Below are 13943 nucleotides of genomic sequence, written 5' to 3'. Positions count from 1 at the left end.
ATGACCGCACTGCGCTATCTGCAAGCCTACCCACCTCACCTCCAGGAACAGGTGCGCCAGATGATCGCCAGCCAACGCCTGGGCGACTATTTGCAGCAGCGCTATCCTGAGCGTCACGCGGTGCAGAACGACAAGGCGTTGTACACCTACGCCCAGGACCTCAAGCAACACTACCTGCGCAGTGCGCCACCACTGGACAAGGTGCTGTTCGACAACCGCCTGGACCTCACCCACCGCGCGTTGGGGCTGAACACCGCGGTGTCGCGGGTGCAGGGCGGCAAGCTCAAGGCTAAGAAGGAAATCCGTGTTGCCTCGCTGTTCAAGGAGGCGGCTCCGCAGTTCCTGCGCATGATCGTGGTGCATGAGCTGGCGCACCTGAAGGAGCGCGAACACAACAAGGCGTTCTACCAGCTCTGCCAGCACATGGAACCGGACTACCACCAACTGGAATTCGACCTGCGCGTCTACCTGACCTATCGGGAGCTGCCGGGCAACACCTGAGGGACAAGCACCCCATGACCACGGAAGTAAGCAAGACCCGCAGCAGTTTCTACCGCCGCCTGTACGTGGCCTGGCTGATCGACAGCCAGACCGCCACCAGCGTACCGGCCCTGATGGAGGCTACCGGCATGCCGCGGCGCACCGCCCAGGACACCATCACCGCCCTGGCCGACCTGGATATCGTCTGCGAGTTTGAGCAGCAGGCCGGGGCGCGTAACCACGCCGGGCATTACCGTATCCATGACTGGGGTGCCATCGACAAACAGTGGATCATCCAGCACCTGCGCCAGATCCGCGAAGTGCTGGGCTACCCCTGAGCGGGGCGTGCGATGCGAACGCTGTAGGAGCGGCTTCAGCCGCGAACACCGGCGCAGCCGGTGCCATTCGTATCGCTTGCTTCGCGGCTGAAGCCGCTCCTACAGGGGCCATGCCGATTCTTTACACCACACCCCATTTTCAGGATGTTCCGATGTCTGCCAAGGCCATCAACGCACGTTTCAGCAACTACGCCGCCATGGCCGATGGTGTCGCCACCCTGCTGTTCCCCCACGCCGAAGTCGTGGTCCACGATCTGCGCAGCCAGACCGTGGTGCATATCGCCAACAACATCTCCAAGCGGCAGTTGGGCGACGACTCGGCGCTCGAAGACCTGCCGGGCGAGCTGAGCGCCGCTACGCCGCTAGGTCCCTACGAGAAACTCAACTGGAACGGTCAGAAAGTTCGCTCGATCAGCAGCGTCATGGTCGATGACAACGGAGTGCCCGAGGCGCTGCTATGCATCAATTTCAACATTTCTGTGCTCGAGCAGGCCAAGCAGGCGCTGGACCTGTTCTTCCAGGCCAGCCGCTTGCTGCCCCAACCCGACGTGCTGTTCCGTGACGATTGGCAGGAGCGCATCAACACCTTCCTGCATAGCTGGCTCAGGGAGCATGGCCTGAGCCTCGAAGGCCTTACCCGTGAGCACAAGCGCGAGTTGGTGGAGGCGTTGCACGGCGAAGGGGCTTTCCGCGGCGGCAGTGCTTACGACTACGTGGCCAATGTCCTGGGCATGGGCCGGGCGACGATCTACAAGTACGTGAAGATTGCCCGGGAGGCCTGAGGCCTGCGCGGCGGTGGTCTGTTGCCGTCTTGTGCTTTGTGGAAAAATATTCTACGGTGGATTTTTATTCCATTTATGATGGCCTGTACCCGCCATCTGACCCAGGAGCATCCACCCGTGGCAATCGACGACATTGCGCTCAATCAGCTGTACCAGTCCATCCGCCTTGCCCATGCCGCCCTGCGCCCTCAGGTGCCGGTGACGCCACTGACACGTAGCCCAGGCCTTTGCGCCATGACGGGATGCGATGTCCATCTCAAGTGCGAACATCTGCAGCTCACCGGCTCCTTCAAGTTTCGCGGCGCCAGCAACAAGCTGCGGCTGCTGGATGCCGAGCAACGTACCAAGGGCGTAATCGCGGCCTCTTCCGGCAATCACGGTCAGGGGCTGGCGCTGGCCGGGCAACTACTCGGCGTGCCGGTCACCGTATATGTCAGCCATGAAGCGTCACGCGTGAAGATCGATGCCATGCGCCGGCTCGGTGCCGAGGTAAAGGTGCTGGACGTCGACTCTTTGGGCGCCGAGAAGCAGGCCCGTCGCGAAGCCGAGCACCAGGGCAAGCCGTTCGTCTCGCCCTACAACGACCTGGAAGTGATCGCCGGGCAGGGCACCATTGGTATGGAGCTGTTCGACCAGGCGCCGGACCTGGACGCAGTGTTCGTCGCCGTGGGTGGCGGCGGCATGGTGTCCGGCATCGCCACCGCCTTGCAAATGTTGTCCCCTTCGACCGAAATCATCGGCTGCTGGCCGGCCAATGCGCCGACCTTGCAACGCTCGCTTGAAGTGGGCCGGATCATCGACATGGAGGAGCAGCCCACGCTGTCCGATGGGACCGCCGGGGGCGTGGAACAGGGCGCCGTCACCTTCCCTGTTCTCCAGCGGCTGCTGAAGAAAACCGTGCTGGTCAGTGAAGACGAAATCAAGCAAGCCATGCGCGACGCCGCCGCTTGCGAGCGCTGGATCATCGAGGGTGCCGCCGCAGTGGCCCTGGCAGGCATGAAGCAGGTCGCGAGGGACTACCAGGGCAAGAAAGTGGCGGTGATCCTGTGTGGGCGCAACATGACGCTGGAGACCTTCCTCGAGGCCATCGCATGAAAATCCATGAACGTGAGGCGATCATCGCCAGCCTGGACCTCAACGAGGCCGTGCGCTGGCTGGAGCAGGGCTTCGTGGCCTATTCACAAGGGCGGGTCCAGGTGCCCCCGGTGCAGGCTTTCGCGTTCGCCCAGGCCAATGGCGACTGCTGCGTGAAGTCCGCCTACCTCGAAGGCGGCGATACCTTCACCGTCAAGGTATCCACGGGTTTCTACGACAACCCCGCGCAGGGCCTGGCGAGCAACGACGGCCTGATGCTGGTGTTCAGCGCACGCACGGGCCAACCGCTGGCCCTGCTGGCCGACCAGGGTTGGCTGACCTGCATGCGCACCGCCCTGGCCGGGCGCATCGTGGCGCGGCTGCTGGCGCCACGCCAGGTCGAGCGCATTGGCATCCTGGGCACCGGCACCCAGGCACGCATGCAGCTTGAGCAACTGATGCCGGTTATTCCCTGTCGCGAGTTGAGTGTCTGGGGCCGCAGCGAAGCTGGGCTGGCCAGTTACCGTGATTTCGCCGAACGGCTGGGCTTCACGGTGCGCCTGGAGCGTGAGCCGCAGGCCGTGGCAGAGGCCGCGAACCTCATCATCAGCGCAACGCCTTCGCGCGAAGCCCTGCTCGAACGCGATTGGGTGCGCCCCGGCACCCATATCACCGCGGTCGGTGCCGATGCGCCTGGCAAGCAGGAGCTCGCTGCACGTCTGGTGGCGAAGGCCGACCTGGTCGTGGTCGATTCGCTCAGCCAATGCAGCCAGTACGGCGAAGTCTCTCATGCGTTGCAGGCCGGTTTGCTCGAACACTCGCGCCTGTTGGAGCTCGGTACCTTGCTCGGCAATCCCAGCATGGGGCGCGCCAGCGACGACCAACTGACCGTGGCGGACCTGACCGGTGTAGCGGTCCAGGACGCGCAGATCGCTTGCTACGCTTACCAGGCGTTGCGGCACTGAGGACCCTGTAGTTCGACCAAAATAGAGGCTATTTGATATTACTGGCCGCTGCCGTCCGCCGCCGGCTTTGTGTAATCTGCAAGGTCTGAAGCGAAGATCGCCATTTCCAGCGTGTGCCCCCCACTGCGAAAGGACTTGAGCATGCGGCCACTGCTTTGCGTTCTTGGATTGCTGAGTGTGATGTGTGCGGGCCCGGCCGTCGGCCTCGAGAAACTGCGCCTGGTGGCGGACAGCTGGCCGCCCTTCACCGACACCGGGATGCCGGGCGGCGGCCTGGCGACCAATATCGTCACTACGGCGCTGACCCGCGCCGGCTATGCCACCGAGTTCGAGGAAGTGCCCTGGGCCCGGGCGCTGATGGGCGTGGGTGAGGGACGTTACGATGTGCTGATCAATGCCTGGTTCAATGATGAGCGCACACGTATCGGCGAGTTCTCTGGTGCCTACCTCGTCAACCGCATTCGCCTGCTCAAGCGCGAAGGTGAAGCCTTCGGCTACCAGACCCTCGCTGACCTCTACCCCTACAGCATCGCCGTAGTGCGCGACTACGCCTATTCACCGGCTTTCGACAGTGACACCCGGCTGAACAAGGTGCCGGTGCGCAGCTTTTCGTCGGCGGTGCGCATGTTGGCGGCGGGCAGGGTCAACCTGGCGGTGGAGGACGAGTACGTGGCGCGCTACAACCTGCAGCGCGAGCCATCGCAGGTACGCGAGGCAGTGACCTTCGTCGACCCGCCGCTGGGGGTGAACAGCCTGCACATCCTGGTGAGCCTCAAGCACCCCGAGCACCAGCAGATCGTCAAACGTTTCGAGAAGGCCATCGCGGCGATGAAGGCCGATGGCAGCTATGACCGGCTGTTGCGCCAGCATGGCTTTTGAGGCGAACGGGCTATCACCTCAAGCGGGCTCGCCTTCCTTGATCAGATGCCCAGCCAAGGTTCGTAACGGCCCCAACTGCCGGCAGATCAACGCCAGCTGGGTCTGTACCAGCCGCTGGTGTTCATCCAGCTCCTCGGGCATCTGCTCCAGGCTGTTGGCCAGGGCCTCCTCGGCATCGCTGTGAATCGCTACCGGCAGCCGCGCCGCCAGGCCATTGGCGATCTCGTCCAGGCTCGCGGCCAACGCTTGCCCGGCACCCTCTATCAGTTGCTCGTGGACCTCGGCCGGCAGCGCCGTGTCGCGGTGCGCCCCCAGCCCCGAGAGGTAGCTGAGCAAGGTGTGCGACAGCACCAGGAAGCGGAAGCCCACGTCGGCTTCCTTGCGGAAGTGCCCCGGCTCCATGAGCATGTTGGCCAGGGTGGTCGATAGCGCCGCGTCGGCGTTGTGCGCGTTGCGCCGGGCCAGGCGGTACGCGAGGTCGTCGCGCTTGCCGTGGGCGTACTGCTGCATGATCTGGCGCAGGTACTGGCTGGCGCAGGCCAGGGTGTTGGCCAGCACCTTGTTCAGGCGCCGGCCCTGCCAGTCGGGCAGGAACAGGAACACCGCGAGAATGGCGATCAGGCTGCCGACCAACGTGTCGAACAGGCGCGGCAGGAACAGGCCGTAGCCATCGCCGATCTGGTTGAAGCAGAACAGCACCATCAGGGTGATCGCCGCCGTGGCTAGGGTGTAGCGGGTGGTGCGGTTGACGAAGAACACTACCCCGGCCACCACGGCGAAGGTCGACTGGATCAGCGGGTTGGGGAACAGGTCGAACAGCGCCCAGCCCACGGTCAGGCCGATGGCGGTGCCGAATATCCGCTGCACCAGCTTGCGCCGGGTGGCGCCATAGTTGGGCTGGCAGACGAACAGGGTGGTGAGGATGATCCAGTAGCCCTGTGTCGGGTGGATCAGGTGCACCATGCCGTAGCCGATCGACAGCGCCAGGGGCAGGCGCAGCGCATGGCGGAACAGCAGTGAGGTCGGGGTCAGCTGGGTACGCAGGCGCGTCCAGACATCCTTCAGCGTGCGTGGCGAGCGGTCGAGCAGGCTGCTGTCGCTGGCGTCGGCGAGGCTGTCGGGGTTGCTGGCGGCGCTGAGCAGACGATCTAGGGTTGCCAGGTTGGCCGCCAATGCCCGCAGCGAGCGCAGCAGGCCACGCCAGGCCGGGTTGCTCTGGGTGCGCAGGTGTTCCAGCGAGGCGTTCAGGTCTTCCAGGGCTTCGGGGTAGCCGCTGGCCAGCACGAACGGCTGGCGCAGGCGGATCGAACGGGCCAGCTCCTGGCAGGATGCCCCCTGTTTGCGCAGCAGGCGCTGGCAGCGGAACATCACGTCGCTGTGGAAGAAGGCGTCGGTCAGGGCGTTGTAGGGGTAGTGTGAGGCGCTGACCCGCTCATGGATGTCCTGGGCCAGGAAGTACAGCTTGAGGTAGCGGCTGACCTTGGAGTTGGGTTGGCTGTTGCCGACCCGGTGCAGGATGATCTCCTTCGCGGCGTTGAGCGCGGCCACCACCTTGCCGTTCTGCTTGGCCAGTTCCAGGCGCGTGGCCTCGACATCGAGGGTGCGCACCGGCTCGAACAGGCTGGCCTTGAGCTTGAGGTAGCTGCCCAGCTCGAAGAACAGCTTGGCCAGGCTCTGCTGCACTGGCTGGTTGGAGAACAGCGCCTGCCACAGCACCGACAGCAACCCGTACCAGGCCGCGCCGGCCACCAGCAGCAAGGGTTCGTGCCAGAAGTCGCTGACCTCGCCGCCGCGCTGGTCCACTCCGATCATGGTGTATACCGACAGGATCAGTGTCGCCGAGGCGATCGCGCCGTAGCGCTCGCCCAGGGCCCCAAGCATGGTCAGGCCGAAGGCCGCCAGGGCCAGGGCGCCGGCGAAGATCCAGGGGTAGGGGAACAGCAGCTCCACCGACAGAGCGGCGATGGCGAAGCAGACCAGGGTGACTGCCAGGGCACTGAGGCGGCCCTGCCAGCCGTCGTCGGTCTCGGCCAGGGCGCTGGCAATGATGCCGAGGAACAGCGGGATCAGCAGGCTCATCTCGTTCAGGAACCAGCACCAGGCCATGCTGCCGGTGAGGGCGATGGTCACGCGGATGGCGTAGCTGAACTTGTCTTGGCCCCACAGGCGACGCAATGAATGACGGAACGAGCTCGATGACATGATGGCCCTGGGCTGAGATCGGTTGAGTAGCTTCGAGGCCATTCGCCGGCAAGCCGGCTCCTACGGGGAAATGCGCCCTCCTGCAGGAACCGGCTTGCCGGCGAAGGGCTGCAAGGCAGCCCCGAAATGGCACTCCGAGCACAGACCAGCAAGAAGCGTTCCGTGCTGCTGAATGGATTCTACCCTACACGAACTGCGCCGCGGCGTTGGCCGAAGCCCAGGCCCACTGGAAGTTGAAACCGCCCAGGTGCCCGCTCACGTCCAGCACTTCACCGATGAAGTAGAGCCCCGGGCTTTTCAGCGATTCCATGGTCTTGGACGACACTTCGCGGGTATCCACGCCACCGAGGGTGACCTCGGCGGTGCGATAGCCCTCGGTGCCCGCTGGCACCACCTGCCAGGCCGACAGTTGCTCGGCGATCTGGGTCAATTCTGCCGGTGTGTACTGTTTCAAGGGTTTCGAAACGAACCACTGCTCGGCCAGCAGGTTGGCCAGCTTGCGGGTGAACACTTCGCCCAGCACGGTCTTCAGCTCGCTGTTGGGGCGTTCGACCTGCTGGCCTTGCAGCCACTCCAGTGCGTCGCGGTCGGGCAGCAGATTGATTTCAACCGTGTCGCCGGCCTCCCAGAACGACGAGATCTGCAGGACCGCCGGGCCGCTGAGGCCGCGGTGGGTGAACAGCAGGTTCTCGCGAAAACTCGTGCCGTTGCAGCTGGCGATGCAATCCAGCGAGGTGCCGGACAGCTCGGTGCATAGCGCCTTGAGCTGGGGCTCGGTGATGGTGAACGGCACCAGGCCGGCGCGCGTCGGCAGCAGTTCATGGCCAAACTGGCGGGCAACCTGGTAGCCGAATCCACTGGCGCCCAGTGTCGGGATCGACAGGCCGCCAGTGGCGATCACCAGCGACTGGCAGGCGAACGGCCCGGCGCTGGTCTGCAAGGTGTAGCCGGCCTCGGTTTTCTCGATCTGTTCGATGCGGGTGTTCATGCGCAATTCGGCGCCCGCGTTATCACACTCGGCCAGGAGCATGTCGAGGATGTCGCTGGACTTGTTGTCGCAGAACAGCTGGCCGAGCTTTTTCTCGTGGTATGGCACGCCGTGCTTGCACACCAGCTCGATGAAGTCCCACTGGGTGTAGCGGGCCAGCGCCGACTTGCAGAAGTGCGGGTTGTGCGAAAGGAAGTTGGCAGGCTCGGTGTACAGGTTGGTGAAGTTGCAGCGCCCGCCGCCGGACATGAGGATCTTCTTGCCCGGCTTGTTGGCGTGGTCGAGCACCAGCACCCGGCGCCCGCGCTGGGCGCTGAGCAGGGCACACATCAGGCCGGCGGCGCCGGCGCCGAGGATGATCACGTCGGTGGATTGCACGGTGTTACCTCTTCAAGAGCACAGCGCCGCTTCGCGCCCCATCTCCGGCAAGCCGGCGATGGGCTGCAAAGCAGCCCCAATAGACTTCAGACGATGCGGACTTTGAGGGCGCGGCCTTTGATCTTGCCGCTGTTCAGCCGCTGCATGGCCTGCTTGGCCACCGCCCGCTCCACGGCGACGAACGCCACGAAGTCGAAGATGGCGATCTTGCCTACCTGCTTGCCCGGCAGCCCGGCATCGCCGGTCAGCGCGCCGAGGATGTCGCCCGGGCGCAGCTTGTCCTTGCGCCCGGCGCCGATGCACAGGGTGGTCATCGCCGGCAGCAGCGGCTCGCCGCCCTTGCTCTTGAGGTTGTCCAGCTGTTCCCAGCGCAGCGGCTTGTTCTGCAGGTCTTCGATGGCCTGGGCGCGGTGGCCTTCGGCTGGGGCCACCAGGCTGATCGCCACGCCTTTCTCGCCGGCACGGCCGGTACGGCCGACACGGTGTACATGGATCTCGGCGTCACGGGCCAGTTCGACGTTGATCACCAGGTCCAGGCCATCGATGTCCAGGCCGCGGGCGGCCACGTCGGTGGCCACCAGCACCGAGCTGCTGCGGTTGGCGAACATCGTCAGCACCTGGTCACGGTCACGCTGTTCCAGGTCGCCGTGCAGGGCCTGGGCGACAATGCCCTTGGCGGTCAGGTGGGTGACCAGGTCCTCGCACTGCTGCTTGGTGAAGCAGAACGCCACGCAGGACTGCGGGCGGTAGTGGCCGAGCACGCGGGTCACTGCTTCCAGGCGCTGTTGCGGGTCGATCTCGATGAAGCGCTGTTCGATCTGGCTGTCGCTGTGCAGCGCCTCGACCTTGACCTGCTGTGGCTGGCGCATGAAGGCCTTGGCCAGTTGCTCGATGCCGGCCGGGTAGGTGGCGGAGAACAGCAAGGTCTGGCGGCGCGACGGGGTCTTGCCGATGATGCTGGCGATGGCGTCGAAGAAGCCCATGTCGAGCATGCGGTCGGCTTCGTCGAGCACCAGGGTGTTGAGCCCATCGAGCACCAGGGTGCCTTTGTCCAGGTGCTGCTGAATGCGCCCCGGGGTGCCGACGATGATGTGTGCGCCGTGCTCCAGTGAGGCGATCTGCGGGCCGAGCGACACGCCGCCGCACAGGGTGAGGATCTTGATGTTGTCCTCGGCGCGGGCCAGGCGGCGCAGCTCCTTGGCCACCTGGTCGGCCAGCTCGCGGGTCGGGCACAGCACCAGCGCCTGGCAACCGAAGTAGCGCGGGTTGATCGGGTTGAGCAGGCCGATGCCGAAGGCGGCGGTCTTGCCGCTGCCGGTCTTGGCCTGGGCGATCAGGTCCTGGCCTTTGAGGATGACCGGCAGGCTCTGGGCCTGGATCGGGGTCATCGAGGCATAGCCTAGGGCGTCCAGGTTGGCCAGCATGGCGGCGGACAGCGGTAGGGTGGCGAAGGCGGTGGTTTCAACGGTCACGAGGCGGGCCTGCGGTGCGAAGCGAAAAATGTCGCACAGTCTACCAGCCTCGTAGCCATTCGCCCTACGACTCGACGTGTTCTTCCGGACGACGGGCGCGCCTTCCGTCCGTCGGCGCCAGTTGCAGGAAGATCGCCGCCGCCAGCATGGCCATCACCCCAATGGTGACGAAGGTCAGCTGGAACGCGCCCAGCGTGCTCTCGACGCCCTCGGCGCTGCCGGCCGCGGTGAAGCCACCGAGCAAGGCACCGGCGCAGGCCACACCCAGGCTCAGCGACAGCTGCGCGACCACCGACAACAAACTATTGCCACTGCTGGCGCTGGCGTCGTCAAGGTCGATCAGGGTCACCGTGTTCATCGCCGTGAACTGCATCGAGTTCACCGCCCCCAGCAGCGCCAGTTGCACCAGCAGCAAGGCATAGGGTGTCTGCTCGTCAATCAGCCCCAGGCTGGCCAGCAACAGGCCCAGCAGCAGGGTGTTGCCGGTGAGCACGATGCGGTATCCCAGGCGCTCGATCAGTGGCCGGGCGATGGACTTGGCGACCATTGCCGCCGCAGCCAGCGGGATCATGCTCATGCCGGCCTGGGCCGGCGAATAGCCCAGCGCCACCTGCAGCAGCAGGGGCACGAGGAAGGGCAGGGCGCCGCTGCCCAGGCGGGCGAACAGGTTGCCGAGGATGCCGATGGCGAAGGTGCGCACGCGAAACAGCGACGGCGAGAACAACGGCTCCGGGTCACGCCCGGCGCGCAGCCAGTAGGCGGCCAGGCAGGCCATGCCGGCGAACAGCAAGAGCATCACCCGCAAGTGCGGCAGGTGCAACTCGCCCAGGCCCTCCATGGCGATGGTGATCAGCACCATCGCCGCGCCGAACAGCAGGAAGCCCGGGCCATCGAAGGTGGTGCGTTCAGCGCCGCGCAGGTCGGGGATGAACTTCCATACCGCGTAGCAGCCGAGGGCGCCCACCGGCAGGTTGAGCAGGAAGATCCAGTGCCAGGTGAGGATCTCCACCAGCCAGCCGCCGAGCGTTGGCCCTAGCAACGGCCCGAGCAGGCCGGGAATGGTGATGAAACTCATGATCCGCACCAGCTCGGTGCGTGGGTAGGCGCGCAGCACCACCAGCCGCCCTACCGGTAGCATCAGCGCGCCACCCAGGCCTTGGATCACCCGGGCCAGGATCAGCAAGCCCAGGCTGTTGGCCATGGCGCACAGCAGCGAGCCGAAGCTGAACAGCAGGATGGCGCTGAAGAAGATGCGTTTGGTACCGAAACGGTCGGCGATCCAGCCCGAGGCCGGGATCAGCAGGGCCACGGTAAGCATGTAGGCGATGATCACCCCCTGCATGCGCAGCGGGTCCTCGGCCAGGGAGCGGGCCATGGCTGGCAGCGCGGTGTTGAGGATGGTGCCGTCGAGCGACTGCATGAAGAAGGCGATGGCCACCACCCAGGGGATCCAGCGGGCGGTGACGGGGTCCAGCGGGGCACGGTCGGGCATGGGGGCTCTCTTTGTTCTGCATTCAGGCTTGTTCGCCGGCAAGCCGGCTCCTACGTGCAACCCCCCTGTAGGAGCCGGCTTGCCGGCGAACAGGCCGTGCCTGCCAATCACAATGTCAGGGTCAGCCCTTTGACCAATGCCCCCGGCAGATGACTCGACCCGGTGCTGCGCTGCCCGTAGGTGCTGGTCGACAGGATCATCTCGCGCTCCTGGGTCAGGTCCTCCAGCTGGCTGCCCAGCAAGTTGTACAAGCTGTCGTCGAAGCGCATGGTACTCACCGGTCCCTGGATCCTGCCGTTCTCGACCCAGAACGTGGCGAAGCGGGTCAGCCCGGTCATGCGCGCCGCTGGCAGGTCCGAGTAGTTCAGGTACCAGAGGTTGCTGATGTACAGGCCGGTGCCTAGGCGTTCGAGGATCTGCGCGCTGGGCAGGTTGCCCGGCGCCAGGCTGAGCGCGCACGGTGATTCATGGCTGTCGGCGCCATTGGCCACAAGCTTGAACTCGGCGGCGCTGCGAGCACTCACCAGTCGCTCCAGCCCACGCCCTTCACCGATCAGTAGCAGATCGCGACGGGGCGAGCCTTCGTCGGAAAACGCCGGGCTCAGCGAGCCACTGATCTGCTCGCTGAAACTCACCAGCGGGCTCAGCCGCGCGTCGCCGTTGTACAGGCGTTGCAGCGAGCTGTTGCCGGTGGCCAGGGATTGCGCGGAGAAGCCGCCCCAGCAGAGCATGCCGGCAATTTCGTCCATCGCCGCGGGCGCCAGGTAAGCGCGGTAGCTGCCGGGTTTGAGGGTGATGGCCGGGCGGCCCAGGTGCTCCAGTTGCTCGCGGGCCTGACGCAGGCGTGTGGCGAACTTTTCGCTGCGCCAGGTTTGGCCCGCGTAGTTGGCCTTGACCGCCTGGCCGTTGGCGTGGAACAGGCTCCAGTCGATGTTGAAGCTGTTGGCCTGGTGCCAGCCGAAGGCGCCGAAGGAGCTGGCGAAGCCTCGGCAAATGGGGCCGGCAGCGTAGATGCCGACCAGGTCCAGGTTGGCGGCTTCATGCGCGATCAGCGCCAGCACCTCGTCCAGCTCGGGCAGCGGCGGCGCCAACAGGCTATGGCTGTGCCAGGCACTTTCGTCGAGGCTCAGGTAGGGGTCCACCGGTAGTAGCGGCAGGGTCTGGCGCAATTGCGCGAGCGCTGCGTGCAGGCGCTGACGGTCGAGTTCGGCGTCATCGCCCAGGGTGATCTGCTGTTCTGCCTGGCGACCTTCGCGCACCAGACGCAGTTGCGCACTGGCCTGGCTGACCAGGCCGGCCTGGCGCACCTTGGCGTGGTTGAAGCGCACGAAGTGCGATTGTTCGGCACTGTAGCCGAGGGTGAACTGCTCGCCCGGCTGCACGGCGGCGTTCAAGCTGTCGAGCAGGTTTTCGAAGCGTTGTTGATACACGGTGCTCATCAGGCATCCCCCCCGAAGACGTCGATCTGGCGGAACACACAGGCCGGCGAGGCATGGCCGACCCGCACCACCTGGTTGGGCTCGCCCTTGCCGCAGTTGGGCGTGCCAAGCACCTGGAAGGTACTACCGTCGCCGACCGCCGACAGATTGCGCCAGAAGTCGGCGGAGATGCCGCGGTAGTTCGGGTTCTTCACCACGCCCTTGAGTTCGCCGTTCTCGATCAACTGCCCCCACTCGCACCCAAACTGGAACTTGTTGCGCGCATCGTCGATGGACCAGGAGCGGTTGGTGCGCATCAGGATGCCGTGCTCGATCCCCCCGACCAACTGCTCCAGCGACTGGTCGCCCGGTTCGATGTTGAGGTTGGCCATGCGGTCGATCGGCGCCCGGTTCCAGCCGCAGGCGCGGCTGTTGGCGACACCATCCAGGCCCGAGCGCAGCTGCGACAGCGCGCCGCCCAGGGGGCGGACCAACAGGCCGTCGCGAATCAGGTACTGCTTGCTGGCCGGGGTGCCGTCATCGTCGAAGCTGTAGCTGGCCAGCTCTTCGCCGATGGTCGGGTCGAAGGTGACGTTGAGCAATGTCGAGCCGTATTGCAGATGACCAAAATCAGCGGCTTTGACGAAGCTGGTGCCGGCGTAGTTGCGCTCGTCGCCAAGGATGCGGTCCATCTCCAGCGGGTGACCGATGGATTCATGGATCTGCAGCATCATCTGGTCGGGCATCAGCAGCAGGTCGCGCTGGCCGCTCGGCGTATTGGGGGCCAGCAGCAATTGCAGGGCCTCGTCGGCCACACGGCGCGCCGCACCGACCAGGCCGCAGCGCTCGATCACCTCGAAGCCGCCTTGCTGGCCGAAGTTCTCCCGGCCCAGGCTGCGGCTCTGGCTGTCCTGGCCGTCGCTGGCGGTGACGCCCAGGCCCGGGTAGACGAAGCGCTGGGCGTGGCGCAGTTCGGCACCGGCGGAGTTCAGGTAGGTCTGCTCGACCAGGCTGATGCCCAGGCTCGCCTGCCAGTCCACCAGGCGGCTGTCCTTCGGCACGCTGGCCGATTCGGCGGCCAGCAGTGCCAGGCAGTCGGCGAGGTTGGGCAGCGCCTGTTCGAAGTTGGGTGAGACGTGATCGTGACGACCGGTTGGCGCCGGTTGGCCGCTCAGGTCGAGCAGGCTGCTGGCCTTGATCCGCCGGGCCAGCGCCTCGGCCTGTTCCAGGGCGTGTTGCAGGCCTGCCTGGGAAAGGTCGGCGGTGGCCGCGTAGGCCTCGACGCCGGCAACCCGCACGGTGAGCATGGCGCCCTCGTCCTGGCTGAAGAAGGGCGGCTCGGCGACATTGCGCCGAACCGACAGTGACTGGTGCGATTGTTTCACGTGGCGAAGCGAGAACAGTTCGGCCGTGCTGCGCAGTGCTTTGAAGCGTTGGCGCAGCAGGGTGCAGGAGTCGAACATTGGAAACCTCCG

The 13943-nt window shown here is 65.5% G+C and carries 12 protein-coding genes; 6 read left to right on the top strand and 6 right to left on the bottom strand.

Annotation, left to right across the window (positions count from 1 at the left end; translation table 11 throughout):
• From IM733_RS16990 to IM733_RS16965, 6 genes are all read left to right on the top strand, one after another.
• Nucleotides 1-501, top strand: coding sequence for a M48 metallopeptidase family protein (locus IM733_RS16990; protein ID WP_248917706.1), 501 nt, complete (start codon nt 1-3; stop codon nt 499-501).
• A gap of 14 nt (nt 502-515) precedes the next feature.
• Nucleotides 516-818, top strand: coding sequence for a winged helix-turn-helix domain-containing protein (locus IM733_RS16985; protein WP_248917705.1), 303 nt, complete (start codon nt 516-518; stop codon nt 816-818).
• A gap of 152 nt (nt 819-970) precedes the next feature.
• Complete coding sequence (locus IM733_RS16980) at nt 971-1600, top strand: helix-turn-helix transcriptional regulator (RefSeq protein ID WP_248917704.1); 630 nt, start codon at nt 971-973, stop codon at nt 1598-1600.
• A 117-nt stretch (nt 1601-1717) separates the two neighbouring features.
• Nucleotides 1718-2695: a threonine/serine dehydratase gene (locus IM733_RS16975; RefSeq protein WP_432760374.1), complete on the top strand. Its 978-nt coding sequence runs from the start codon at nt 1718-1720 to the stop codon at nt 2693-2695.
• Nucleotides 2692-3639 (top strand): ornithine cyclodeaminase family protein, encoded by a 948-nt coding sequence (locus IM733_RS16970; protein WP_248917703.1) that lies wholly within the window; start codon nt 2692-2694, stop codon nt 3637-3639. Before IM733_RS16975 ends, IM733_RS16970 begins: the two co-directional genes overlap by 4 nt.
• Before the next feature lie 141 nt (nt 3640-3780).
• The gene (locus IM733_RS16965) at nt 3781-4518 is read left to right on the top strand and encodes a substrate-binding periplasmic protein (protein ID WP_248917702.1); all 738 of its coding nucleotides are present in this window, start codon (nt 3781-3783) and stop codon (nt 4516-4518) included.
• A gap of 18 nt (nt 4519-4536) precedes the next feature.
• On the opposite strand, the gene yccS is transcribed toward IM733_RS16965, so the two are convergent.
• The 6 genes from yccS to IM733_RS16935 all read right to left on the bottom strand — a co-directional run bounded on the left by yccS (nt 4537) and on the right by IM733_RS16935 (nt 13931).
• Nucleotides 4537-6720, bottom strand: coding sequence for a YccS family putative transporter (gene yccS / locus IM733_RS16960; protein WP_248917701.1), 2184 nt, complete (start codon nt 6718-6720; stop codon nt 4537-4539).
• Nucleotides 6721-6904: 184 nt separating this feature from the next.
• Nucleotides 6905-8086: an NAD(P)/FAD-dependent oxidoreductase gene (locus IM733_RS16955; protein ID WP_248917700.1), complete on the bottom strand. Its 1182-nt coding sequence runs from the start codon at nt 8084-8086 to the stop codon at nt 6905-6907.
• Nucleotides 8087-8172: 86 nt separating this feature from the next.
• Nucleotides 8173-9510 carry an ATP-dependent RNA helicase DbpA gene (dbpA, locus tag IM733_RS16950; RefSeq protein WP_248921189.1) on the bottom strand — a complete coding sequence of 446 codons (1338 nt, stop codon included), beginning with the start codon at nt 9508-9510 and terminating at the stop codon, nt 8173-8175.
• 112 nt (nt 9511-9622) lie between these two features.
• On the bottom strand, nt 9623-11050 hold the full coding sequence (mdtD, locus tag IM733_RS16945) for a multidrug transporter subunit MdtD (RefSeq protein ID WP_248917699.1): 1428 nt from the start codon (nt 11048-11050) through the stop codon (nt 9623-9625).
• A gap of 107 nt (nt 11051-11157) precedes the next feature.
• Nucleotides 11158-12489, bottom strand: a complete 1332-nt coding sequence (locus tag IM733_RS16940; protein ID WP_248917698.1) for a TldD/PmbA family protein — start codon at nt 12487-12489, stop codon at nt 11158-11160.
• Complete coding sequence (locus IM733_RS16935; RefSeq protein ID WP_248917697.1) at nt 12489-13931, bottom strand: TldD/PmbA family protein; 1443 nt, start codon at nt 13929-13931, stop codon at nt 12489-12491. The genes IM733_RS16940 and IM733_RS16935 overlap by 1 nt, the downstream gene beginning before the upstream one ends.
• Between the last annotated feature and the right edge of the window lie 12 nt (nt 13932-13943).

Origin of the sequence: Pseudomonas entomophila (genome assembly GCF_023277925.1) — a bacterium.
In the GTDB taxonomy this organism is placed as follows: domain Bacteria; phylum Pseudomonadota; class Gammaproteobacteria; order Pseudomonadales; family Pseudomonadaceae; genus Aquipseudomonas; species Aquipseudomonas entomophila_D.
Note: the sequence above shows the minus strand (reverse complement) of the source record. Positions and strands in the feature narration are given on the sequence as shown.

What these genes read in the sequence shown, in the direction of transcription:
- yccS (WP_248917701.1), bottom strand. Translation starts at nt 6,720, where the DNA reads ATGTCATCGAGCTCGTTCCGTCATTCATTGCGTCGCCTGTGGGGCCAA.
- IM733_RS16980 (WP_248917704.1), top strand. Translation starts at nt 971, where the DNA reads ATGTCTGCCAAGGCCATCAACGCACGTTTCAGCAACTACGCCGCCATG.
- IM733_RS16985 (WP_248917705.1), top strand. Translation starts at nt 516, where the DNA reads ATGACCACGGAAGTAAGCAAGACCCGCAGCAGTTTCTACCGCCGCCTG.
- IM733_RS16970 (WP_248917703.1), top strand. Translation starts at nt 2,692, where the DNA reads ATGAAAATCCATGAACGTGAGGCGATCATCGCCAGCCTGGACCTCAAC.
- IM733_RS16935 (WP_248917697.1), bottom strand. Translation starts at nt 13,931, where the DNA reads ATGTTCGACTCCTGCACCCTGCTGCGCCAACGCTTCAAAGCACTGCGC.
- dbpA (WP_248921189.1), bottom strand. Translation starts at nt 9,510, where the DNA reads ATGCTGGCCAACCTGGACGCCCTAGGCTATGCCTCGATGACCCCGATC.
- mdtD (WP_248917699.1), bottom strand. Translation starts at nt 11,050, where the DNA reads ATGCCCGACCGTGCCCCGCTGGACCCCGTCACCGCCCGCTGGATCCCC.
- IM733_RS16940 (WP_248917698.1), bottom strand. Translation starts at nt 12,489, where the DNA reads ATGAGCACCGTGTATCAACAACGCTTCGAAAACCTGCTCGACAGCTTG.
- IM733_RS16965 (WP_248917702.1), top strand. Translation starts at nt 3,781, where the DNA reads ATGCGGCCACTGCTTTGCGTTCTTGGATTGCTGAGTGTGATGTGTGCG.
- IM733_RS16990 (WP_248917706.1), top strand. Translation starts at nt 1, where the DNA reads ATGACCGCACTGCGCTATCTGCAAGCCTACCCACCTCACCTCCAGGAA.